Below are 21079 nucleotides of genomic sequence, written 5' to 3'. Positions count from 1 at the left end.
GGGGCGGTTCACGATGCGGACCGCCGCCACGACTTGCGCCTGGCCGGCAAGGCTGAGCGCCGCACCCAGCGCGGGCGCCGGGCCGGTCGTGAAAGTCCGATAGCCGCCGGCAAGGCGGGCCGCGTCCGTGACTGCCGGCAGGGTGCCGGTCAGCGTCGGGCCGGTCTAGGGGGCGGAGGTGATCTCGAACACCCGTGCCGGCCCCGTCGGGGCGGCGGCGACCGTCGCGGTCTCGGTTTCCGGGCCGACCGCGCCAGCGTCGTTGGACAGGCTGACAGACAGCGTCAGGGTGCCCGCCGCCGCCGCGGTGCTGTCGTACTCGCCGGCCACCACCGCGCCGGTCACGTCCCCATCCACGCTGTGCGTCAGGCTCCAGGTCGGCGTGATCGGGGCGTCGCCGGAATAGGTGCCGAGATCCAGCCTATAGACCTGCCCGGTGGTCCCGGTCGCCGGGGTGATGCTGGGCGGCGTCACGAAGGACGGGCCAGTGCCGCCGCCGCTGGATGGCGGCTCCCTCGGGGTGACGATGGGCGTGGTGTCGGCCCAGGGCGTGACCGTGATCGCGCCGCCCATGCCGCAGGGTGCCCATCTCGTCAGCCAATACCAGACCCGCTCCTTCATGTAGGCCATGAGCGGGCTATCCCCGGCGTCAGGGGCCGGCGGTGTCCTGCTCAACCAGGACCGGACGAGATGAGAAAGGCCGCTTGGCGCCTCTCCTGTTTCGTCAAGGTGGAGTCCGTTGCCGGAATAGGGCGTCCCGAGGCTGTTGGCTGCCATGAAGGTGATGATGTCGCGAACCAGCAGATGCGCCGGAAGAATGCTGACGGTCATGCCCGCAACCCATTCCTGCATCTTCAACCGGATGCGCTCCGCTCCGGCCGAGGTGGCCGCGTCGAAGTCATAGGCGGCCCCGGCCCAGGGCGCCCAAAGCGCGACCTCGGTCCGGCCTTTGTTCCAGGCATCCTTGATGTAGTAGTAGATGGCCTGGTATTGCTCCTGCCCCTCGGTCGAAGCCGGGCTCCACAAGCCGGTGGCCTGATCCCCGAACAGTGCGATGATGAGGCGCCGGTCCCCGGTCGTCGTCACATCCGGTCCCTGCGCGTTCCAGCGCGCCATTTCGGTCGAACCGGGCAGGAATGTATAGTGGATCGTCCCTGTGCGCAGGTCGTCGAGGATGGACGCGCTTCTTGTCGGCGCCGGGCGCGCGGCGGGTGTTCATCATCCGGAACGCCTCCTTGCCGAAGCGCAGCACCCGCATCGAGCGGTTCGGGATGTTGACGCCCGGGAACAGCAGGTGGGCGATGAATTCGCTGTTGCGATAGCCGCGGGCGCGGGTCGACAGGATCGGGTCGATCACGGCGGCGGTGCGGGTGTTGACGGGGGCCATGAATGGGCCTCCTTAGCGGATGAGGATGTCGACGAAGCCGCCATCGGCGGCATCGGTCAGGGCGATCGCGAAGACGTTGGCGTTGGTGCCGCCCGCGACCTGGACACCGCCTGCGGCGGCCGAGACCAGCTTCGCGCCGACGGTGATCGCGCCGACGGCGCGGAGCCGCGCCACCCCGAGCGCCATGACACCCGCCAGATCGCCGATCACGGTGTTCGGGTGCTTGGCAACGCCAAGGACCGGCGCGTCGGCCCCGGCGACCTTCGCGCTGGCCGGCGTGATCAGGTCATAGGCCTCGAAAAGCCCGGTGGTCGTGACGGTGAGCGTCAGGACGTCCTGGAAATACTGCATCTGGCCCTCCTTCAGGACACGGCGCGAACGGCATCGAGGTGGCCGGTGCCGGGGTGGGCGCGCTGAAAGGCCAGCGCCTTGCTGTGGATGGCGAGGCCGGCTGCGTCGACGGCCTTGCCGTCCGAGGAGAAGGCGGCGGTGCGGCCCTCGGTGTCTTCCCCGGGCAGGGCCAGCTCGCCGAACGCGACGACCTTGGGCTGCGCCTCGAGAACCTCGCGCAAGGCGGCGGCGGCGGTCAGCGTGTCGCCGCCTTCGGCAAAGCTGACGGCAGCCTCGCCGGGCAGCGCGTCCAGGATGGCGACGACCTTTTCCCTGGACGCCGGAAGAGCCGGCCCTCGGAGGCCAGCCTCTCGGCGAAGGAGACATTGGCGTCATGGGCGAGCCGGGCCTCGCGATCAGCGATCTGCTGCTCGCGCGCGGTCAGGTCGGCCTCTCGCGCGGCGCAGGCCGGGCCGATGAGATGGCCGCCCTGCGGCTGGAGTTCGGTCTCGCCGAGCCATTCCAGGCTGTAGGCGGGCAGCGAGCGGTCGGCATCGTCCGCGCCGAACTTGTCGCTGAAGACCTCGCGCAGCATGCGCAGCAGTGGGGCGGCTTCCTAGAAGCCGCGTTCGCCGAAGGCGGCCGTGAAGACCGCGTCGGCCGGGGCGCTGAACCGGGCGTTCTTCAGGCCGCTGACAGCCGGCGCCGCGGCGCCGAGGAAGCCCAGGTGCTTGGGGTAGCAGGTGCCGGGCACCGGGTTGTGGCTCTGGCCCGGCGCGAAATACGCCATCGAGACCTTCTTGAAGCGCCCGGCCTTCACCAGGTCGGCGAAGGCCGGCTCGATGTCGCCCAGCTCCGCGAAAAAGCGTCCGGCCTTGGCGTTGTCGTCGAAGGGCTCGACCCAGCCGAAGGCCGGGGCGTCGGTGTCGGGATGGCCGATCACGAACGGGGCCGGCGCGGTGTCGGGATCATAGGCGTCGGCGATGGCGCGCAGGCCGGCCGCCGGTTAGGTGATCGGGTCGCCCTGCATCGGCTTGAAGGTGCCGGGGCGGAAAACCTCGATGCGTGCGGTCAGGGGCTTGGCGGTCATGGTCGGTCCGGGTTGATGTCCGGGCCGCCATGGCGGGCGGGAAAACGGAAAAAGCCCGGACACAGGTCCGGGCCGGGCGCGGGTCTCCCCGGCGGCCATCTTGGAGCCGATTTCATCTCCGATCAACGGATTTGATTGCGGCGACCCTCGCGCGGGGCGGAATGTGCCCGGAGAGCGATCCTGACAGGGGGCTAACAGGCCTCTGGCTGCTCGCAGGTGGCGATGAGCCCGCCGGAGGCCAAACGGGCCTCAGCGGGCAAAAAACGGGGGTGTCGGATTTCAGCGGGTCAGCCAGTCCTCCGCGTCCTCGATGATGGCGGCCCGGTCGGTGGCGGAAACACCCAGGAAGGGTCGTGCCGGGATGGTGATGCTGTGGGCCGGGATGGTGACATCCGTGACGTGATTGGCCGTCTCGCGCTTCACGAAGCGCAGGCCGACGGTGCCGTTCGCATCCTTCAGGCGATAGATCTTCGCCTGGCGGGCCGGTTTCCGGATCGTGCCGCCCAGCTGGTGGATCGCGGCATAGGCGACAGGAGAGCCGACACGCACCTCGTCATTGGTGGCAACGCGGTTGATCGAGCCCGCCAGGGACGAGCCGATGCGGGTGTTGCTGCGCAGGATCGTCAGCGGCACCTGTCCCTTGCGGATGCGGTTCTGGATGGTGCGCGCCGCCAGCGGCGTCCAGGGCGTGCCGTCAGGCGCGCGCTCGTTGCGAAAGCTGTCGCTGGCGGCCCGGACCAGGCGGTCGCCCACGGCCTCGAGGAACGGCCGGCGGTTGTCCATCCGGTCCAGCATCTCCTGGAGGCGACGGCGCGCCTCCTCGTCGCGAAGCTCGAACTGAAGGCTGATGCCGGTCATGTTGAAAATTCCTCTGCGTCGGCTTATGTTGATGCACGTCGAAGTGCTGTGGTGGTGATGGCCCTGGTAGGCACGTCGGTGATGGCGGTCGGATCACCCCGGCCGTCATTTTCGTTTCCAGAGCAGCTTGCCATCAAGGTTCGTTGAAAGAAGCGAGCTGCGATGCTATATTCATGTTGCTGGAAGGCGTGGCCCGGTGATGGAAGCCTGACAAGTCGACAGCGCGATGGTCGGATCACCCCGGCCGTCATTTTCGTTTCCAGAGCAGCTTGCCGCCTCGCCGTGCGTTCAACGCCGCCAGGTTTGGTTTTCCGCCTCGATCTGGAACGAACAGCGTCACGGGCTCCCACCAACGTCGCCCGATCTGCATCACGGCATAAATGCCAAGATCCGGATCGATCCGGACATAGCGGCGATCGATCAGCAGCTCCTCGACATCCGGACGGACCGGATCTGGCTTGGCCGCGACCAGATCCTCCAGCGGCGAGGGCTCGTCGATGACGACCGCGTGCCGGCCCTCCTGGACCAGCCCGCCCGCCTCCTCGATCGGGGCCGAGGGGACGAGGCGCTTCTCCCAGAGATTGCCGGGCTGCTGGAGCAGGAAATCGATCGGCCTGCGGAACTCCAGACAGGTGAAGTCCGGTTTGGCAAAGGCCGGCACGTCGTCGCGATCGCCGAACGCCGCCTCGCGACCCTGAAGGCGAGCAAGTTCCGAGGCCGGGCCGATCAGCGCGGCGAGCGCATCGGGCGTCCGGCGCGCCGCCAACCGGAGGATGCCGCGCGCCGCGGTTCCCGCGTCGGCGGCCGCGTCGATGACTGTGCGACTGGCCGCGATCCGGCGCGTGACATGCGGCCTGGGCGGGCATGAGCCGCGCTACCAATCCCTGCGTCGACCCCATCCTTTGTGGAATGGACGGTCGTGCCGAACGACGCGAGGCGCGGCGCGACCCCGGGCTCGATCGCATCAGGTGCTAGAACCTGATCTGCACCTTCATCGCATTGCTGCGGTTCGATGCCAGTTTGAAGCCCGAGACCGCGTCTTCAAGTTCGACGGTATGGCTGATGAGGGGCGCGACATTGATCAACTCCTGCTGCATCAGGGACACCGCCGTTGCAAATTCGGCGTGAAACCGGAAGCTGCCCCGCAGGTCGAGTTCCCTTGCCGTCAGCATCATCATCGGCAGGCTCATGTCGCCGCCGAGGCCAAGTTGCAGGACGGTGCCGCGCGGACGCATCGCGGCGATGCCGGCGACAAGCGCGGGCTGTGCCCCCGAGCATTCATAGAGCACGTCGAAATGCCCCTTGTCGGCGCCGTAGGCCGCAAGACCCTCGGGATCGTCCTTCAGGTTCACGGTTGTGTCGGCACCGATGCGCCGCGCAAGGTTCAGGGTGTAGTCGAACAGATCCGCCGCCACGACCTGCACCGCGCCGGCCCGGCGCGCGGCGAGGATCGACAGAAGGCCGATCGGCCCGCAGCCGGTCACCAGCACGCGCGCGCCCATCATGGTGCCGGCGCGCAGGGTCGCATGCAGCGCGACTGCCAGTGGCTCGGCCATGGCCGCCTGACCGGGTTCAAGTCCGGTGGCATCCACGCATTGCCCGACATCGGCAACCAGCAGCTGGCGAAAGGCCCCCTGCACATGCGGGAACGGCATGGCCGACCCGTAGAAGCGCATTGTCAGACAGTGGTTCGGCAGGCCCGCATGGCAATAACGGCAGGTGCGACAGGGCCGCGACGGGGAAACCGCGACCAGCTGGCCGGGCGTGAAGCCGGTGACGCCCGGGCCAACGGCCTCGACATGGGCCGACACCTCATGGCCGAGGATCATGGGCTCTTTCAGCCGGACCGCACCGAACCCACCGTGGTTCATGTAGTGCAGGTCCGACCCGCAGATCCCGCCGGTCGCAAGCCGCAGCAACAGCTGCCCCGGGCCGGGTTGCGGATCGGGTCGATCCTCCAGACGAAGGTCCTGCGCCGCGTGGATGACCAGCGCCTTCATCACAGCACCGCCGCCGGCAGGGGCTGTCCGGCGAAATGCGCCGCCAGGTTGTCGCGCAGCAGTTGGCCCATGGCCCGCCGTGTTTCCATGGTGCCCGAGGCGTGATGCGGCTGAAGCAGGACGTTGTCGAGATCCAGAAACCGCGGATCAAGCGCCGGTTCGCCTTCGAACACGTCCAGCGCCGCAGCGCCGAGGCGCCGGGTCTTCAGCGCATCGAGCAGGGCCTCCTCGTCGATGTTCGAGGCGCGCGAGATGTTGATCAGCAGACCCTCGGGTCCGAGGCTCTCGATGACCTCGCGATTGATGATGTGGCGGGTTGCGGCGGACGCTGCGAGCGTTACGAAGAGGATGTCCGACTGCGCGGCAAGGCTGACTGGGTCAGCCACGAACTGCCAGCCAGGGTGGGCTTTGTCGTGCGGCGCCCGCGCGCCGTAGCTGATCTGAATGTCGAAGCCCTCGAGGCGCCTTGCCACCTCGTAGCCGATGCGGCCGAGGCCGAGGATGCCCACCCGCTTGCCCCAGACGCGGCGCTGCAACGGGTAAAGGCCCTTGCTGGCCCAGGATCCGTCGCGAACCCAGCGGTCCGCCCCGATCATGCCGCGCGATTGTGCCAGCATCATGGCGACACCCAGATCGGCGACATCCCCCGTCAGCACGTCGGGCGTGTTCGTCACGCGGATGCCTCGCGCCCGGCAGGCCTCGAGATCGACCGCGTCGAAGCCGACGCCATAGACACTGACGATCTCCAGCCGCGGGCAGGCCGCGATCATGGCCGCGTCGGCGCCCAGTTCGCCGCGCGTGGCGATGCCACGGACGGCGGGACCGTGCTGCGCCAAAAAGGCGGCGCGGTCGGGTGCCTCGAACAGGCGGTGCATGGTGAACCGTTCATCCAGCGGCTCCTGGTCCCACGCGGGATAAGGGCCAGTCTGCAAGATCTGCGGGCGCGTCATCATTCCTCCGACGGTTGGGCTTGACAGCCGCTTGGTAACGATACCATAAACAGGATGACCTGCCCCTGTCGAGAGGCAATGGACGTCAGTTGCAGTGAGGATCAGATGAGCCACGCCCTTTTCGACCTGAGCGGGCACCGTGCCCTTGTCACCGGCTCGTCCCAGGGCATCGGGCTGGCGCTGGCTCGGGGTCTGGCGGAGGCCGGTGCCGCGGTCGTGCTGAACGGGCGGGACGCGGATCGGCTGGCGCTGGCGGCGCGCGAGATCGAGGGCGCATCAACGCTGCCCTTCGATGTCACCGATCATGCCGCGGCCCGGCGGGCGATCGACGAGTTCGAGCAGGCCCAGGGCGCTATCGACATCCTCGTCAACAACGCCGGGATGCAGTTCCGGTCGCCCCTGGAGGATTTTCCGGCAGACGCCTTCCAGAGGCTGTTGCAGACGAACATCGCCTCGGTCTTCAACGTGGGCCAGGCGGTGGCGCGGCACATGATCGCCCGGGGGGCCGGGCGCATCATAAACATCGCCAGCGTGCAGACCGCCCTCGCCCGGCCTTCGATCGCGCCCTACACGGCCACGAAGGGGGCGGTGGGCAACCTCACCAAGGGCATGGCGACGGACTGGGCGCGCCATGGCCTGAACTGCAACGCCATCGCACCGGGCTATTTCGACACGCCGCTGAATGCGGCCCTCGTGGCCGATCCGGACTTCACCGCATGGCTGGAAAGGCGCACGCCGGCCGGGCGCTGGGGACGTGTCGAGGAACTGGTCGGGGCCTGCGTGTTCCTCGCCTCGGACGCATCGAGCTTTGTCAACGGACATGTGCTTTATGTCGACGGCGGGATCACGGCATCGCTGTGACCCTTCGCGTCGTCATCATGGGGGTATGCGGGACCGGCAAGACCAGCCTCGGCATGGCGCTGTCCGACCGGCTTCATGTGCCTTATCTGGACGGCGACGACCTGCATCCGACAGCGAACGTGGCGAAGATGGCCGCGGGCATTCCGCTGACGGACGACGACCGCTGGCCATGGCTGGACCGCGTGGCGGCCACGCTGTCCCAGAGGGCGCCCGTCATCGTCGGCTGCTCGGCGCTGCGCCGCGCCTATCGCGACCGGCTCCGTGCGGGGGCCGGGGGGCCGGTGACATTCCTTCACCTGACCGGGCCGCGCGACATCATAGCCGCGCGAATGGCCGCGCGCGCCGGGCATTACATGCCGCCTGCCCTGCTGGACAGCCAGCTTGCAACGCTGGAGCCTCCGACCGCCGACGAAGCGGTGTCGCTCGACATCACGCAACCGCTGGATGCGCTGGCGAGAGCCGCGGCCGCAACCATAGAGGGACATCACAGATGAGCCACAGCATTGCCCTGATCGGGGCGGGCGCCATGGGCGGCGCCATCGGCGCCCGTCTGGCCCGGACCGGCACCGCCCTGCGCGTCTTTGACCGGAACGCCGCGCAGATGCAGCCTCTGGTGGCTCTCGGCGCGACCGCCACTGGCAGCGCGGCCGAGGCCGCAGCCGGTGCGCCGGCCGTGATCCTGTCGCTGAACTCTGCCCGCATCGTGCGTGCCGCCGTGTTCGGCGAGGATGGCGTGGCCGCGGGCGCGGCGCCGGGCACCCTGATCATCGACATGTCCTCGATCGATCCGGCCTCGACGCAGGAACTGGCACGCGAGGCGCACGAGCGCGGGCTGCGCTGGGTGGACAGCCCCCTGTCGGGTGGCGCGCCCAAGGCCGCGATCGGTCAGCTGACCCTGATGCAGGGCGGCGCCGAGGACGATGTGGCCGAGGCGCAAAGGGTGCTTGCGCAGGTCGCGGCCAATCAGACGCGGATGGGCGCTGCGGGTGCGGGTCAGACGACGAAGCTGATCAATCAGGTGCTGTGCGGGCTGAACTTCCTCGCGGTGGCCGAGGCGACGGCGCTGGCCGAGGCGGCCGGTGTCGCCGCCGAGCGCATTCCGGCGGCCCTGGCGGGGGGGCGGGCCGACAGTGCCATCCTGCAGGAATACATGCCGCGCTTTGCCGGGCGGGACTATCGCCCGACCGGGCGCATCGACAACATGGTCAAGGACCTCGACGGCGCGCGCGATCTGGCCCGCCTGTCGCACACGCCGATGCCGCTGACTGTCGTCTGCGCCGAGGTCCACCGGCTGCTGACGGCCCGTGGGCTGGGCGATCAGGATCAGGCGGCGCTGATGGAGTTCTTCCCCAACCCGCTTGCCAAGGAGGCCAGCCGATGATCACCCGATTTGCCCTGTTCGAGGGCCGCATCCGGGACGGACAGCAGGAGGCCTTCCGTGCCGCGATCCTGTCGCAGGTCCTGCCCGAGTGGCAGGCGTTTCCCGGCGCACTGGCCGTTCGGGTCAACTTCGCCGAAGTCCGCGACGAGGGCGCGCCCGAGATCCCGATGATCCTGGCAATCAGCTATCCCGATCTGGCATCGGTCGAGACCGCGCTGGCCAGCCCGGTCCGCGCCCGGGCAAAGGCCGCGACCGAGGCGGTGCTGGCGCAGTTCTTCGACGGGCGAATCCATCACCACGTCACCACGGCCCATGACCACGATCTGACGGCTTGAACTGGCCCGTTTGATCCTGTCCAAGTGGACGGGACCGATGACGCCCCTGCGAAAGCCCGTCCAGTGACCCGCCGCCCGCCCACGATGATCGACATTGCCCGCGCCGCCGGGGTGTCGCCGATGACCGTAAGCCGCGCGTTCAAGAATGCCGGTCTCGTCAGCCCCACGGCGCGGGCCGCGGTCATGCAGGCAGCCGACGACCTGGGCTATGTCTTCGACAGCGCCGCATCGGCCCTGCGCTCGCAGCGCTCCGATTTCGTCGCGGTCATCATCCCCTCGATCAACAACGCCAACTTCGCGGATACCGTGCGGGGCCTGTCCGACGGGCTGCGCGCGCGCGGGCTTCAGATCCTTCTGGGCTATACCGATTACGACGTCGAGGCCGAGGAGGTGCTGATCGCGCAGCTGCTGCGGCGGCGGCCCGAGGCCATGGTGGTGACAGGCGGGACACACACCGACCGCGCGCGGGTCATGCTGGACAAGGCGGCGATCCCGGTCATCGAGATGTGGGATTTGCCCGCCCATCCCATCGGGCATGTCGTGGGCTTTTCCAACGCCGCGGCGATGGGCACGCTTGTCGATCACCTCGCCGCCATAGGCCGGCGCCGCATGGCCTTCATCGGCGGCGACGCGGCGCGCGACACGCGCGGAACCGACCGGCGCCGGGGCTTCGTCGCTGCGGTCAGGCGGCACGGCCTGGATGCCACCCGCCTGATCGATGCCGGGCCGCCGCCGATCTCGATGGCCGAAGGGGCGGCGGCGATGGCCGACCTGCTCGAACGCATGCCCGACACGGATGCGGTGGTCTGCGTGTCCGACCTGTCGGCGTTCGGGGCGCTGACGGAATGTCAGCGACGGGGGATCGCGGTTCCCGACCAGGTGGCCGTCGCGGGGTTCGGCGACTACGAGATCGCGGCGGTCTGCGTGCCGCCGCTGACGACGGTCAATCCCTTCCCGCTTCGCATCGGGCACGAGGCCGCCGATCTGATCCTCAAGGCGCTGGACGACGAGTTGCCCGGGCCCACAATCCTGCGGGTCGCCCCCGAGCTGCAGGCACGCGCCAGCAGCTTGGGGGTCGGGCAGGACGGGCGGCTCATTCGCCGGTGATCGCCTTCACCACCGCATCGCCGTTCTCCTGGACGAAGCTGTCCCACACCGGGCGAACGGCTTCCTGGAACGCCTTGGCATTCACATCGCGGTTGATCTTCATGCCCTTGCCCTCGAGATCGGTCAGCATCTCCTCCTCGCGCTCTTGCGACAGGTCGCGCTGCATGGCGACGGCCTCGGCCGCGACCTCGGTGATCATCTTCTGCTGGTATTCGGTCAGTCCGTTGAACTTGTTCAGGTTCATCCCGAGCGCCAGGGCCGAATAGGCGTGCTGGGTCAGCGACAGATACTCCTGCACCTCGTCGAACTTGAAGGATTGCACGATGCCGATCGGGTGATCCTGCGCATCCACCACGCCTGTTTCCAGGGCCGTGTAAAGCTCGGCCACCGGGATCTGCTGGGGTGTCGCTCCCAGGAGCTGGAACATGTCGCCGAGTGCCTTGGAGTTGTTGACCCGCATCTGGAGTCCGGCGACATCGGCGGGCTCGACAATGGGTCCGCGGTTGTTGGTCATGTTGCGATAGCCATTCTCGGGATAGCCCAGCATCTTCAGGCCGTGCGCCTCGAACTGCGTGGCGATCTGCTGGCCCACCTCGCCGTCCAGCGCCGCATAGGCGTCCGCGCGGGTCGGGAAGATGAAGGGCAACTCGAACGCGCCTGCATCGGGCACCAGACCCGTCAGGTTGTTCAGGCCGGTCATGACGACGTCGATGATGCCCGATCGCGTCCCGTCGACCATCGCCGCGTCGTTGCCCAACTGGCCCTGCGGGAAGATGGTCACGGTGATCTCGCCGCCGCTGCGCTCTTCAAGCTGTTCCTTGAAGAAGGTCGCCAGCGTCTGCTGCAGGTCGGTATCGGGCGCGGCGTGCGCCAGCCGCAGCGCGGTCTGGGCCTGGGCCGACAGTGCCGTGACGGACAGGATCGCGGCAAGGCAGGTGGTACGGAAAAAGGTGGTCATCTGGTTCTCCCTCTTGGACGTTTGTCAGCCGGCCATGAACCGGGCCGGCGCGGTGATCAGTTGCGGAAACAGGATGAAAAGTACCAGCAGGACGATGTAGCCGACGATGAAGGGGCCGACGCCGCGGACCGCCTGGCTCATCGGCACGCGGCCGACCCCGCACACGACGTTCAGCACCGTGCCCACCGGCGGCGTTATCAGCCCGATCGAGCAGTTCAGGATGAACATCAGGCCGAAATACACCTCGTCGATGCCGGCCATGCGCACCACCGGGATCAACAGCGGCACGAGGATCAGGACCGTCGGCGACAGGTCCATCACCATGCCAACGCATAGCACCAGCAGCATGATGACCAGCATCAGCAGGCGCGGGCTATCGATCAGCGGCTGCAACATCGCGGCCAGTTGCTGGGGCAGCTGCGCCACCGTGATGAGCCAGGCCGCGACCATCGCGGCGCCGACCAGGAACATCACCATCGCCGTGGACCGCCCGGCCTGGATCAGGATGTCCACGAAGATGCGGAAGGTCAGTTCGCGGTAGATGAAGGTCGAGATGAAGATGGCATAGACGGCCGCGACGACGGCGGCCTCGGTGGGTGTAAAGGCGCCCGAGCGGATGCCACCGATGATGATGATGGGCAGCAGCAGCGCCCAGATCCCTTCGCGCAGCGCCTTCCAGCGCACCGCCGCGCTTGCCCTGGGCAGAACGTCGATCTCTTCCCCGCGCATGATCACGGTCCAGATGGTAATCAGGACCAGCGCCATCATCAGGCCGGGGGCGATGCCCGCCAGAAACAGCTTGGCGATCGAGATGTTTCCGGCAACGCCGACAAGGATCAGCGGCAGCGACGGCGGAATGATCGGCGCGATGATCCCGCCCGATGCCAGGAGGCCAAGGCTGCGCCCCTCGGGATAGCCGGCCTTGCGCATCATCGGATAAAGGATCGACACCAGCGCCGCGGCATCGGCCACCGCCGACCCCGACAGACCCGCGAGCACCACGGCCGTCAGGACCGCCACATAGCCCAGGCCGCCGCGGCGATGGCCGACCAGCGCCATGGCCAGCGCGACGATCCGGGTCGACAGGCCGCCCCGCGACATGACCTCTCCGGCCACCAGGAAGAACGGCACGGCCAGCAGCGGGAAGCTGTCGACACCGTTGATCAGGGATTGGGCCAGGATGTCGGCGCTGAAGAGGTTCAGGTGAACCATCAGGGCCATGGACGACAGCAGCAGCGCGAAGGCCACGGGCAGGCCCGCGAGGATGCCGACGAACAGCACCCCCAGGAAGATGACAAGCGTCATGTCAGTGCGCCTCGTGATGGGTGCTCGCCGGGCCGGGATCCGGGCCGAAGATCCGGAAGACTGCTACCGCAGCCATCAATGCGGCCGAGACGACGCCGGACAGGTAGAGCAGCCCGGTCGGAAGCCCGGTCAGTTGCGAGATGTTGTTCCAGTTCGCCAGCGTCTGACGCCAGGCGCCGACGAACAGCATCAGCACGGCGACGAGGACGATTGCCCAACAGATGCGGCGCAGGACGGGCACGAAGCGCGGCATCAGCGCCTCGGAAAACTCGGACAGTTGCAGGTGCTCGCCCCTCCGCAGCACCACCGCCGCGCCCAGCATGACCACCCAGACGAACCACAGCCGCGACAGCTCGATCGTGGTCCGCAAGCCGCTGGCGAAACCGTAGCGCAACACGACGTTCAGAAACACCAGCGCGATCATCCCGATCAGCAGGATTGCCATGACGACGTCGATCGCACGCCACAGGACTTCGATGGCTCTCCGCATCGATGCTTCCCTCCCCCTCGGGCAAATTGCCCTCTTGATGCCCGGATGATAACGTTACCATACCCTGTGTCAAGCGGCGCGTTTGCGTGCATCGGGTGTCGCGGTGGAAAACGTTTCGAAATTGAAGGGGGCCAGAACTCGTCGGGCGAGGTTCCGGGGGCGAGCCACCCGCAGCCGACATGCGGGCGATGTCCGCCCTAGCGGTCGGAGCGCCGCCCGACGACGGTTCCGCCGGAATGATCGGTCGGACTGGGGGCCAAGGCTCTGGGGCCGGCCGGAGGCCAAGCCGGGGCGGCGTGCGCCGAACCACCTGTCCAGCGCGGCCGGCCCTGAGGGCACCACGGCCGCGCTGAGGCCGCCCCCGCGGCCCGGACGCGGGACTTCGGCCGGATCGGGGGCCAGATAGCGATGCCGTGTCAGGGCAGGGGCCTCGGCACGCAGGCGCGCGGTCACCGTCCGCAACGGCACCTGGCTGACCGACGCGACCGCTGCGACAGGGCGGAAGACCAGATCTGCCCCCTCGCGCAGGATGGCGGCATGAGCATCTTGGCCAGCGCAAAGCCCGTTCTCTGGTCTCAGTGGAGAGGCTGTCCCATGCCGGAACGGGAACCATTCCAAGGGGGCGGCCGGAACCGGGCATGTCGCGCGGCGAGGGGGACGGGGCCGGCTGCGCGGTTCCGATGATGCGGCGTCGGCCTCGTCCCCGCCGCCTGAGCCTGTCAGAGGACGCGGTGCTGAGGGAGGATCCGCACATCTCCGAGCTGGATCCGCCCGCCTGTGCCGATGACCCGCTGAGCGAGGGGCCGCGCGCGGGGATCAAGGCGCAGCTGGCCCGGCATTCGCAGGTCACCGCCCCGCGTGATGCGCGACCCTGCGCTGCGGCGCGATCTGCGCCGGGCTCTGGCCCCCTCGGCAACCGCCCGCCAGCTGTTGCGGCCCGCGGGCTGGCTGGCCGTGGCGCGCAGGCCCGATGCCCAACTGCATCGGGCGCTGAAGATCGTGTCGGCCGCGCTGCTGACCTGTCCGTGCTGGCTGGCCTGTGCAGGTCTGGGCCCGCTGCCGATCAGCGAGGGCACGGCTGCCGAGCCTGCGCCAAGCTGCATCACGGGGGCTTCCAGGCGCATCAGGGCAGCCTGCTGCACCTTGCCATGCCCTTGCACAACGAGGTCAGCGATCCGGACCCGGCCGAGTTGCGCGCCGCCACCGGGATCGCGACGGCCGGCTGTCGCGGTGACTGGGCGGTGTGCGGGGTGCAGCGCGTTCCCTTGCCGGAGGGGCCGGGGATCGAGATGCTGTTCGACGCTCCCGATCCGGGGCGGGCCAGTCATTTCGCGGTGCGTGCCGGGGTTTGACGTCACCCGGCGGCGCCTGAAAGAGACACCCGACCATGGCATCGCCAGGTTCCCGATCGGCAGGAGGGCCCCAGGATCTCGTGCCCGAGGACGATCATGCCGACCCGCTGCTGGCCGATTTGGTCAGCTTTTTTGCGCAGGCTTTGCCAGCCCCCAGGCCCTGTGAAGATCGTCATGCAATCGCTCCGCAAGACCGGCCGCAATCTCCGACCTGCCCCCACCCGCCAACGCCCATCACCACGGCCCGCGGGCGCGTCTGCCGCGCATCGACAACCAAGTGAGTGGGGCTTCGCCTCCTTTTCGCGGAACTGCCGGCAGTGCCGGTGGCTTCGGTCGCCGCACTCGACGTATTGATATTCTGCACGCCGCTGCGGTTTCGGGCAGACGGGTCGTTCGACGTGGGCCACTTCCGCGCGGTCGTGAACCGCGCCATCCCTTGCCTGGATCAGGTCGAACGGCAGCAGCGACCCCGTCCAGCCGGCCGAACTGATCGGCCGCGATCCGGCCCGTCGGCTGTTGCAGGCGGATGTCCTGCGCCCCGAACGGCATGTTCCGACCCTGCTGCGCGTGCACCTGACCGCGTCCACCCTTTCCGCGAAGGACCTGGCATGACCGCCCCGACCGTCACCGCTGCCAAGGTGACGACGATCGCGCCCAGCGCGCCTGCTGTCGCCATCGCGGTTCCCCTGCTGGGCACACGTCGCCACCGACCGGAGGAGCCGGCGCCGACGAAACGGACCGCGGGCCGGGTTGCGCGGCATGAAACATCTGCCCCACAAGCTGGCCCTTGCGTAACCTGGCATCACCTTCGGCGCCGTTGCCCTGGGTGCAATCACCAACCCCGCCCCGGATTCGTGGCTGGGACCGGTTCTCATCTTCATGGGGCTGACCGTGTGGATCGCTGGCGGGACGGCCCTTGTGCTGTCGATGTTTCCGCTGACCGTCCTGCACCTGGCTGAGGGTCCGATGGCTGCGAAATCCTTGGGACATTACCTATCGGGAAAGGTCGGCGCTGGCCCCCGGGGCGTGGTCTCGCGTGCCCGCACATGGCCCGTGCGCGCGCGGCTCTCATCGGTCGACGACTTCGCCAACCGGTCGGTCCGCGCCAGCGGCGTCAATCCGGTCCGGAAGGCCGCCGTCGGCGGATGCCATGCTGCCACGATCCGCCAGCTGGGCGACCCCTCTGCCAAGCCCGGCACGATTGAGCCCAGCATGCAGCGTCAGCTGTCCGGCCTGATCGATCCTGCGACGATCCCGGTGGCCTCGCCGATCATCGCGGAAGCTGCGCCCGCATGGGTCGGCCGTGCGGGGATCGTTGCCGAGCTCAGCGCGGCCGGTCCCGCCTGGGGCCACAGGCGAGTTCTGATGAAGGATGGCAATGACGTTCCAGTCATGGTTGACATGCGCGATCCGCTGATGCGGTCAGAGGCCAGGCCCCGTCAGGGCGAATGCCCGCCCTGCGCATGTCGTTTGCCCCGCGATGGGGGTCCATGAGGCGCCCGGCCGGATGCGCGCCTGTGGGGTCCGAAACGTGACCACTCGATCGCCTTGCCTGACGGACAGGACCCCTGTGGCTCGCAACAAGGGGCATGGCGATTTTCTGACATGGTGATCATTGAAAAGCCTCCGCATCCTGTCGCGGGGCGACCTGCCGATTGCCGACGCCTGCTGGACCTCGACCGTCACCATCGGTCTGGCCGTGAGCATGTTTTCCACCATCCGGGTCCCGGCGCGGCTGATCCCTGATCTGCCCTGGTTGGCGCTGACCGCGGGCTGCGCCGTCCCGGTGTCCAGCAACATTGTCGCTGTCGTCGGCGTCTTGCGCTTGCCGTCCGCGATCAGGGGTCGGGCGTGAACCCTGATCCTGCCCGCGGTGCCAGCGTCATTCTGATGGCGGTGCCCCGCCCGCCGTGGCAGGAACCGCGGTCGGAAGCGGCGATGCCCGAGGCTGTCTCGAGAGGATCGAACCGGTGGTTCGGGTAGGTCCCATCGCAGCGCCGGACGGCCGCTACAGGCGTTGCTTGTAGCCGTGCGTGGAGTCGCTGCGGCATAGGCGAGAGTCCGCGAAGCGATCCGGCCACCAATCGGCCGCCGGGGGCGCGAAAGACCGGGCCCGGGGGGCCGGACCCTTTGATCCCGGCGCGGCCGATGCCTCGGTTCCGTGCAGCGCCGTGCCATCCCGGCCGGTTCTGGCGCATCGCGCCGCGCAGGGTTGATCCCCGCGCCGGCGAGTCTCATATCAGAAGGATGACGCGCGACATTGCAGGGACGCGGATATGCCTCATCTTACATCGCGGGCGAGGGCTGCCGTTCTTCTGGCGCTGGTCACCGTGGTCACCGCACCGGTTGCCTCGGCACAGGTGCCGGATGCGCGGGCCGGACTTGCCGGCGTGGTGGTCGATGCTGCGGACGGCAACCGCTTCTTCACGCGCTCGGGCGGAGTGGCGCGCGACGACGTGACCTTTGACGGGCTGGTTCCGGGGCAGCACTATACGCTGCGGGCGCAGCTTGTCGACGTGCAGACCGGGCAGGCGGTCGGCGAGCCGCTGTTCACCGGTTTCACGGCCGAGGCGGCCGAGGGCACGATGTCGCTCGAATTGCCGGTGCCGGCCAATCGCACCCGCTTCAACATCGACTATGCCAGCCAGCTGACGCTGTATGCGGGTGATGTGGATGAGGCCCGCGGGCGCGGTGCGATCTTGCTGGCCGCCTTGACCGACGCAGAAAGCCCCGAGCGGGTGGTGCAGGTCCATGCCGTGCAGCGCATCGCGGTGACCGCCGTCGACGGCGCGGATGGCGACCATTCGCTGCCTGCCGAGGGCGGCACGATCAAGGCGACCGTCGCCTACGAGAACCTCGTCGAAGGCTATGACTACACGCTGTGGGGCGAATTGCTGACCGCCAGCGGCCAGTCCACCGCGATCTTCGCCAGCATCCCCGACCATGTCCCCGACAGCAAGAACGGCAGCGTCACGATGTCCTTCAGTGTGCCGGAGGGCCTTGAGGGCCAGCAGCTTATACCGTCGGTCGGGCTGTATCACCAGTCGCGGGTCGAATTGCTGGCCGACGGCCGGCTGACCGTCCTGCCCGACGCGCCGAACCCGGTGATGATCGCTTCGGACCCGAATCTCGACGTGGAGGACAAGCGGGTGGATGTCGGAGAACCGTTCCGCATGGACGATCAACACTAGTGCTGCCTCAGCCCCGGCCCGGGGGCCCCTGCCCGGTCGCGACGGGTGCCTCGGCTGAGGCCGGCGCATAACCGTCTGCCAGGATCATCCGCCGCAACTGCTCGGCCGCCGGCGACAGGCTGCGGCGTCGGTGCTGCATGATCGAGATCTGGCGCGTGACCTGCGGGCCGATCAGGTCAAGGGCGCAGACCCGGACATCGGGCGCCAGTTGCCGGGCGTTCTCGGGCAGAACCGCGATACCCATCCCCGCCGAGATCATGCTGATCGCGGTGGTCGAGAAGCGAACCTCGTGAACCGGACGAAATCCGGGTATCACGCCTGTCATCGTCCGCTCGACGATGTCGCGCAGCGGATTTTCGGGCGCGAGAACGATCAGCCTTTCGCCTGCGAGGTCGATCCAGCGGACCTGCTTCTTCGCGGCAAGGCGGTGATCGGTCCGGCAGATCAGCATCAGCCGGTCGCGCGCCACGGGCGTCGTCAGGATCTCGGGGTCCTCGTCCAGCAGCGTGCCGATGGCGATATCGACCTCATTGCGCTTCAGCGCCGCGCGGATGCGCTCCTCGGGCATGTCGCGCAGGTGAACCGCGATTCCGGGGTGCAGTGCCGAGAACCGCGCAAGCAGTGGTGGAACGCTCGTCGCCGCCAGAACGATGGCGGCCGCCACCGTGACCTGGCCGCGCTTCAGTGTGGCGCTGTCGCGGATGCCGCGTGCGGCGATGTCCAGATCCTCGATGATCTTGCGGGCCTGTGGCAGGAACTCCTCGCCAAAGCCCGACAGGCTGACCATGCGCGTGTGGCGATCGAACAGACGCACGCCCAACTCGGCCTCCAGTTCGCGGATCAGGATGCTGACCGCCGACTGGGTCAACCCCATCCTGTTTGCCGCGAGATTGAAGCGGCCAAGCTCGGCGATGGCCAGAAAGGCGCGGATCTGTCGAAGGGTGATGTTCACGCGCCCGGGCTGCCCGTCAGGCGGGGGCCGACAGGCCCGCCGGCGCGGGATCCCGGCGCAGCGGGTCCGAAACGGGACGCTGCCCGGCCATCATCAGGCCCAGTTCCTCGATGCGGGAACGGTCGGGAGGCAGTTCGCCCAGGATTTCGCCATGGAACATGACCAGGATGCGGTCGCATATCGCAAACAGCTCCTCAAGTTCGGTCGAGATCAGCAGGATGGCGCGGCCGGCATCGCGCTGGCTCAGCATTTCCTGAAGGATGAACTCGATGGCGCCGATGTCAATGCCGCGCGTCAGCTGACTGACCAGGATGAAGTCGGGGTTGCGGGCCAGTTCCCGCGCTACCACCAGCTTTTGCTGATTTCCGCCCGACAGGTTCCCGATCGGCTCGGCCTCGTCCGGTGTCTTGACACGAAAGCGCCGGATCAGGTGGCGGGCATGGGTGGCGATGGCGTCCCGGCTCAGCATCCCGCGGCGCGCGAAGGGCGGTCTGCCAAAGCCGTGCAGGATCGCGTTCTCGGCCAGAGACATTGGCAGCAGGATGCCCATCTTGTGGCGATCCTCGGGAATATGCGCGAAGGACCGCGCGTTGATGCTGGCGGGGCTGGCCCCGGTGATGTCATCGCCCGCCAGCCGCACCCGGCCCGACGCGACCGGCAGCAGCCCCGCCAGCGCCAGCGCCAGTTCGGTCTGGCCGTTGCCCGAGACCCCGGCGATCCCGACGATCTCGCCTTTGCGGACCTGAAGGCTGACATTGCGCAGGGCAGGGAGTCCCAGATCGTTGTTGCAGGACAGCCCCTCGACATCCAGCGCCACGGGTCCCGGGACGGCCGGGGTGCGGGGCAGGTCCATCAGGACCTCGCGCCCGACCATCAGCCGCGCCAGTTCGCGCGGCGAGGTGTCCTCGACCCGCGTCGTATGCACGACCCGGCAATCGCGCATCACGCTGATGCGGTCGCTGGCCCGCATCACCTCGTCCAGCTTGTGCGAGATGAAGATCACCGTCTTGCCGTCGCGGACCAGGCCGCGCATCAGATCCAGAAGGCGCCCGGTCTCCTGCGGGGTCAGCACGGCGGTCGGCTCGTCCAGGATCAGCAGGTCGACGCCGTGATACAGCGCCTTGAGGATTTCGACCCGCTGCTGCTCGCCCACCGACAGGTCCTCGATTACCGCGTCGGGGCGCACGTCGAGCCCGTAGCGCGCGCTGAGTTCGCGGATCCGGGCGTGAACCTGCGCCATGTCGCGGATCACCCGCAGCGGCCAGCCCTGGCCCAGCACATAGTTCTCGGCCACCGTGAGGTTGGGGACCAGCATGAAGTGCTGATGGACCATGCCGATCCGCTGTTGCATCGCCTCGCGCGGCGATTTCAGGGCCAGCGGCCTGCCCTTGTAGACGATCTGTCCCGAATTCGGGCTGAGGATCCCGCACAGGATGCTCATCAGGACGCTCTTGCCGGCGCCGTTTTCGCCCAGAAGCGCGTGGATTTCGCCCTCCTCGATCGTCAGGTCGACGCCGGCGCTGACGATGAGGGGACCGAAGGATTTGTGGATGTTCTCCATTCTCAGCAGGGTCTGGCGTGTCATCCCGCGCTACCTTTCGCCATAGGGGACGCCCAGCCTGCGCGGCTCGGCGCTTTTGCCGCCGACGAGGCAGACGGCGATGATTGTCATCAGGTAGGGCAGGGCCTGAAAGACCTGATACGAGATGTTCAGAAGGGGCTGGGCCTGCAGCTGCAACTGCAGCGCGTAGAACAGCCCGAAGAGGATCGAGACGAAGAACGCCCCGACCGGCGACCAGCGCGCAAAGACGACCACGGCCAGCGCGATGAAGCCCCGCCCCGAGGTCATCCCCTCGACGAACTGGTTCGAATGTCCCAGAGTGAGGAACGCGCCGCCCAGCCCTGCAAGACCGCTGCCCATCAGCACCGCGGCATAGCGATAGGCGGCGACGCTGCGGCCGGCGACATCGACCGCCTTGGGATGATCGCCCACCGCCCGCAGGGTCAGCCCGAACGATGTGCGATACAGCAGAAGGGCCGCCAGGATCGTGACGATGACGGTGCTGTAGACGATCAGGTTCTGGCGGAACAGCGCCTCGCCGAAAAACGGCAGGTCGCTGAGCCAGGGGATGTCGATGGGCGGCGCGATCTCGACCCCGCGGCCGGTCGAGACGTAGTAGGTGCGGAACAGGAACGAGGTCAGCCCCAGCCCCAGAAGGTTGATCGCGGCGCCGACCACGATCTGGTTTGCCTTGACCGTGACGGTCAGCAGCGCGAACAGCAGTCCTGACGCCACGCCGGCCGCGATGCCGGCCAGAAGGCCCAGCATCAGGCTGCCGCTGGCGAAGGTCGCGGCAAAGCCGCAGAAGGCCCCCATCAGCATCGTGCCCTCGATGCCGATGTTCAGGATGCCGGCGCGTTCCGAGATGACCTCGCCGATCGACGCGAAGATCAGCGGCGTGGCCAGCCGCCAGGCCGTCGCCAGCAGCGTGGCCAGAAAGCCCAGGGTCAGGATGTCCTGCATGATGTCCT

24 protein-coding genes are annotated in these 21079 nt (G+C 68.2%); 8 read left to right on the top strand and 16 right to left on the bottom strand.

Features of this window, described 5'->3' with window-relative positions; genetic code table 11:
• Nucleotides 1-165: 165 nt before the first annotated feature.
• The 9 genes from Q5Y72_RS16760 to Q5Y72_RS16720 form a co-directional block, all read right to left on the bottom strand.
• Nucleotides 166-1086: a hypothetical protein gene (locus tag Q5Y72_RS16760; protein ID WP_305964574.1), complete on the bottom strand. Its 921-nt coding sequence runs from the start codon at nucleotides 1084-1086 to the stop codon at nucleotides 166-168.
• A 313-nt stretch (nucleotides 1087-1399) separates the two neighbouring features.
• The gene (locus tag Q5Y72_RS16755; RefSeq protein WP_305964573.1) at nucleotides 1400-1738 is read right to left on the bottom strand and encodes a capsid cement protein; all 339 of its coding nucleotides are present in this window, start codon (nucleotides 1736-1738) and stop codon (nucleotides 1400-1402) included.
• A gap of 11 nt (nucleotides 1739-1749) precedes the next feature.
• On the bottom strand, nucleotides 1750-1959 hold the full coding sequence (locus Q5Y72_RS16750; RefSeq protein WP_305964572.1) for a hypothetical protein: 210 nt from the start codon (nucleotides 1957-1959) through the stop codon (nucleotides 1750-1752).
• Between the two features lie 14 nt (nucleotides 1960-1973).
• Complete coding sequence (locus Q5Y72_RS16745; RefSeq protein WP_305964571.1) at nucleotides 1974-2312, bottom strand: hypothetical protein; 339 nt, start codon at nucleotides 2310-2312, stop codon at nucleotides 1974-1976.
• A gap of 21 nt (nucleotides 2313-2333) precedes the next feature.
• Entirely contained in the window at nucleotides 2334-2660 is a 327-nt protein-coding gene (locus tag Q5Y72_RS16740; protein WP_305964570.1) for a hypothetical protein, read from the bottom strand.
• 426 nt (nucleotides 2661-3086) lie between these two features.
• A complete protein-coding gene (locus Q5Y72_RS16735) occupies nucleotides 3087-3665 on the bottom strand; it encodes a phage virion morphogenesis protein (protein ID WP_305964569.1) in 579 nt (192 codons plus the stop codon).
• A gap of 247 nt (nucleotides 3666-3912) precedes the next feature.
• Nucleotides 3913-4431 (bottom strand): hypothetical protein, encoded by a 519-nt coding sequence (locus Q5Y72_RS16730; RefSeq protein WP_305964568.1) that lies wholly within the window; start codon nucleotides 4429-4431, stop codon nucleotides 3913-3915.
• Between the two features lie 205 nt (nucleotides 4432-4636).
• Nucleotides 4637-5665, bottom strand: coding sequence for an L-idonate 5-dehydrogenase (locus tag Q5Y72_RS16725; RefSeq protein ID WP_305964567.1), 1029 nt, complete (start codon nucleotides 5663-5665; stop codon nucleotides 4637-4639).
• Complete coding sequence (locus tag Q5Y72_RS16720) at nucleotides 5665-6729, bottom strand: 2-hydroxyacid dehydrogenase (RefSeq protein WP_305964566.1); 1065 nt, start codon at nucleotides 6727-6729, stop codon at nucleotides 5665-5667. Before Q5Y72_RS16720 ends, Q5Y72_RS16725 begins: the two co-directional genes overlap by 1 nt.
• Between Q5Y72_RS16720 and Q5Y72_RS16715 the strand changes: the two genes are divergently transcribed.
• The 5 genes from Q5Y72_RS16715 (at nucleotide 6721) to Q5Y72_RS16695 (ending at nucleotide 10299) form a co-directional block, all read left to right on the top strand.
• The gene (locus tag Q5Y72_RS16715; RefSeq protein WP_305964565.1) at nucleotides 6721-7476 is read left to right on the top strand and encodes an SDR family oxidoreductase; all 756 of its coding nucleotides are present in this window, start codon (nucleotides 6721-6723) and stop codon (nucleotides 7474-7476) included. The two genes, Q5Y72_RS16720 and Q5Y72_RS16715, sit on opposite strands and share 9 nt — an antisense overlap.
• Nucleotides 7473-7970 carry a gluconokinase gene (locus Q5Y72_RS16710; protein ID WP_305964564.1) on the top strand — a complete coding sequence of 166 codons (498 nt, stop codon included), beginning with the start codon at nucleotides 7473-7475 and terminating at the stop codon, nucleotides 7968-7970. The genes Q5Y72_RS16715 and Q5Y72_RS16710 overlap by 4 nt, the downstream gene beginning before the upstream one ends.
• Nucleotides 7967-8857, top strand: coding sequence for an NAD(P)-dependent oxidoreductase (locus tag Q5Y72_RS16705; RefSeq protein WP_305964563.1), 891 nt, complete (start codon nucleotides 7967-7969; stop codon nucleotides 8855-8857). The genes Q5Y72_RS16710 and Q5Y72_RS16705 overlap by 4 nt, the downstream gene beginning before the upstream one ends.
• A complete protein-coding gene (locus tag Q5Y72_RS16700) occupies nucleotides 8854-9192 on the top strand; it encodes a hypothetical protein (protein WP_305964562.1) in 339 nt (112 codons plus the stop codon). Before Q5Y72_RS16705 ends, Q5Y72_RS16700 begins: the two co-directional genes overlap by 4 nt.
• A gap of 84 nt (nucleotides 9193-9276) precedes the next feature.
• Nucleotides 9277-10299, top strand: coding sequence for a LacI family DNA-binding transcriptional regulator (locus Q5Y72_RS16695; RefSeq protein WP_305964561.1), 1023 nt, complete (start codon nucleotides 9277-9279; stop codon nucleotides 10297-10299).
• On the opposite strand, the gene Q5Y72_RS16690 is transcribed toward Q5Y72_RS16695, so the two are convergent.
• From Q5Y72_RS16690 to Q5Y72_RS16675, 4 genes are all read right to left on the bottom strand, one after another.
• Complete coding sequence (locus Q5Y72_RS16690) at nucleotides 10286-11257, bottom strand: DctP family TRAP transporter solute-binding subunit (RefSeq protein ID WP_305964560.1); 972 nt, start codon at nucleotides 11255-11257, stop codon at nucleotides 10286-10288. The genes Q5Y72_RS16695 and Q5Y72_RS16690 overlap by 14 nt on opposite strands.
• Nucleotides 11258-11281: 24 nt before the next feature.
• Nucleotides 11282-12562: a TRAP transporter large permease subunit gene (locus tag Q5Y72_RS16685; RefSeq protein ID WP_305964559.1), complete on the bottom strand. Its 1281-nt coding sequence runs from the start codon at nucleotides 12560-12562 to the stop codon at nucleotides 11282-11284.
• A 1-nt stretch (nucleotide 12563) separates the two neighbouring features.
• Nucleotides 12564-13052 carry a TRAP transporter small permease gene (locus Q5Y72_RS16680; protein WP_305964558.1) on the bottom strand — a complete coding sequence of 163 codons (489 nt, stop codon included), beginning with the start codon at nucleotides 13050-13052 and terminating at the stop codon, nucleotides 12564-12566.
• A 719-nt stretch (nucleotides 13053-13771) separates the two neighbouring features.
• Nucleotides 13772-14176: a hypothetical protein gene (locus Q5Y72_RS16675; RefSeq protein ID WP_305964557.1), complete on the bottom strand. Its 405-nt coding sequence runs from the start codon at nucleotides 14174-14176 to the stop codon at nucleotides 13772-13774.
• A 30-nt stretch (nucleotides 14177-14206) separates the two neighbouring features.
• On the opposite strand from Q5Y72_RS16675, the gene Q5Y72_RS16670 reads away from it, so the two are divergent.
• From Q5Y72_RS16670 to Q5Y72_RS16660, 3 genes are all read left to right on the top strand, one after another.
• On the top strand, nucleotides 14207-14404 hold the full coding sequence (locus Q5Y72_RS16670) for a hypothetical protein (protein WP_305964556.1): 198 nt from the start codon (nucleotides 14207-14209) through the stop codon (nucleotides 14402-14404).
• A gap of 1705 nt (nucleotides 14405-16109) precedes the next feature.
• Nucleotides 16110-16259, top strand: coding sequence for a hypothetical protein (locus Q5Y72_RS16665; protein ID WP_305964555.1), 150 nt, complete (start codon nucleotides 16110-16112; stop codon nucleotides 16257-16259).
• A gap of 421 nt (nucleotides 16260-16680) precedes the next feature.
• Nucleotides 16681-17595, top strand: a complete 915-nt coding sequence (locus tag Q5Y72_RS16660; RefSeq protein ID WP_305964554.1) for a VaFE repeat-containing surface-anchored protein — start codon at nucleotides 16681-16683, stop codon at nucleotides 17593-17595.
• Between the two features lie 7 nt (nucleotides 17596-17602).
• Here the strand turns inward: Q5Y72_RS16660 and Q5Y72_RS16655 are convergent, their stop codons facing one another.
• From Q5Y72_RS16655 to Q5Y72_RS16645, 3 genes are read right to left on the bottom strand one after another with little or no spacing between them, the layout of a single operon-like run.
• Nucleotides 17603-18547, bottom strand: a complete 945-nt coding sequence (locus Q5Y72_RS16655; RefSeq protein ID WP_305964553.1) for a LysR family transcriptional regulator — start codon at nucleotides 18545-18547, stop codon at nucleotides 17603-17605.
• Nucleotides 18548-18563: 16 nt separating this feature from the next.
• Entirely contained in the window at nucleotides 18564-20132 is a 1569-nt protein-coding gene (locus Q5Y72_RS16650; protein WP_305964552.1) for an ABC transporter ATP-binding protein, read from the bottom strand.
• A gap of 6 nt (nucleotides 20133-20138) precedes the next feature.
• Nucleotides 20139-21071, bottom strand: coding sequence for an ABC transporter permease (locus Q5Y72_RS16645; protein ID WP_305964551.1), 933 nt, complete (start codon nucleotides 21069-21071; stop codon nucleotides 20139-20141).
• Nucleotides 21072-21079 lie beyond the last annotated feature (8 nt).

Source organism: Paracoccus spongiarum (assembly GCF_030732095.1).
Classification (GTDB): Bacteria; Pseudomonadota; Alphaproteobacteria; order Rhodobacterales; family Rhodobacteraceae; genus Paracoccus; species Paracoccus spongiarum.
Note: the sequence above shows the minus strand (reverse complement) of the source record. Positions and strands in the feature narration are given on the sequence as shown.

Coding starts and splice junctions, on each gene's coding strand:
- Q5Y72_RS16745 (WP_305964571.1), bottom strand. CDS start 2,312: ATGCTGCGCGAGGTCTTCAGCGACAAGTTCGGCGCGGACGATGCCGAC.
- Q5Y72_RS16660 (WP_305964554.1), top strand. CDS start 16,681: ATGCCTCATCTTACATCGCGGGCGAGGGCTGCCGTTCTTCTGGCGCTG.
- Q5Y72_RS16690 (WP_305964560.1), bottom strand. CDS start 11,257: ATGACCACCTTTTTCCGTACCACCTGCCTTGCCGCGATCCTGTCCGTC.
- Q5Y72_RS16645 (WP_305964551.1), bottom strand. CDS start 21,071: ATGCAGGACATCCTGACCCTGGGCTTTCTGGCCACGCTGCTGGCGACG.
- Q5Y72_RS16735 (WP_305964569.1), bottom strand. CDS start 3,665: ATGACCGGCATCAGCCTTCAGTTCGAGCTTCGCGACGAGGAGGCGCGC.
- Q5Y72_RS16755 (WP_305964573.1), bottom strand. CDS start 1,738: ATGCAGTATTTCCAGGACGTCCTGACGCTCACCGTCACGACCACCGGG.
- Q5Y72_RS16695 (WP_305964561.1), top strand. CDS start 9,277: ATGATCGACATTGCCCGCGCCGCCGGGGTGTCGCCGATGACCGTAAGC.
- Q5Y72_RS16685 (WP_305964559.1), bottom strand. CDS start 12,562: ATGACGCTTGTCATCTTCCTGGGGGTGCTGTTCGTCGGCATCCTCGCG.
- Q5Y72_RS16725 (WP_305964567.1), bottom strand. CDS start 5,665: ATGAAGGCGCTGGTCATCCACGCGGCGCAGGACCTTCGTCTGGAGGAT.
- Q5Y72_RS16715 (WP_305964565.1), top strand. CDS start 6,721: ATGAGCCACGCCCTTTTCGACCTGAGCGGGCACCGTGCCCTTGTCACC.
- Q5Y72_RS16700 (WP_305964562.1), top strand. CDS start 8,854: ATGATCACCCGATTTGCCCTGTTCGAGGGCCGCATCCGGGACGGACAG.
- Q5Y72_RS16705 (WP_305964563.1), top strand. CDS start 7,967: ATGAGCCACAGCATTGCCCTGATCGGGGCGGGCGCCATGGGCGGCGCC.
- Q5Y72_RS16665 (WP_305964555.1), top strand. CDS start 16,110: ATGTTTTCCACCATCCGGGTCCCGGCGCGGCTGATCCCTGATCTGCCC.
- Q5Y72_RS16675 (WP_305964557.1), bottom strand. CDS start 14,176: ATGCGCCTGGAAGCCCCCGTGATGCAGCTTGGCGCAGGCTCGGCAGCC.
- Q5Y72_RS16650 (WP_305964552.1), bottom strand. CDS start 20,132: ATGACACGCCAGACCCTGCTGAGAATGGAGAACATCCACAAATCCTTC.
- Q5Y72_RS16680 (WP_305964558.1), bottom strand. CDS start 13,052: ATGCGGAGAGCCATCGAAGTCCTGTGGCGTGCGATCGACGTCGTCATG.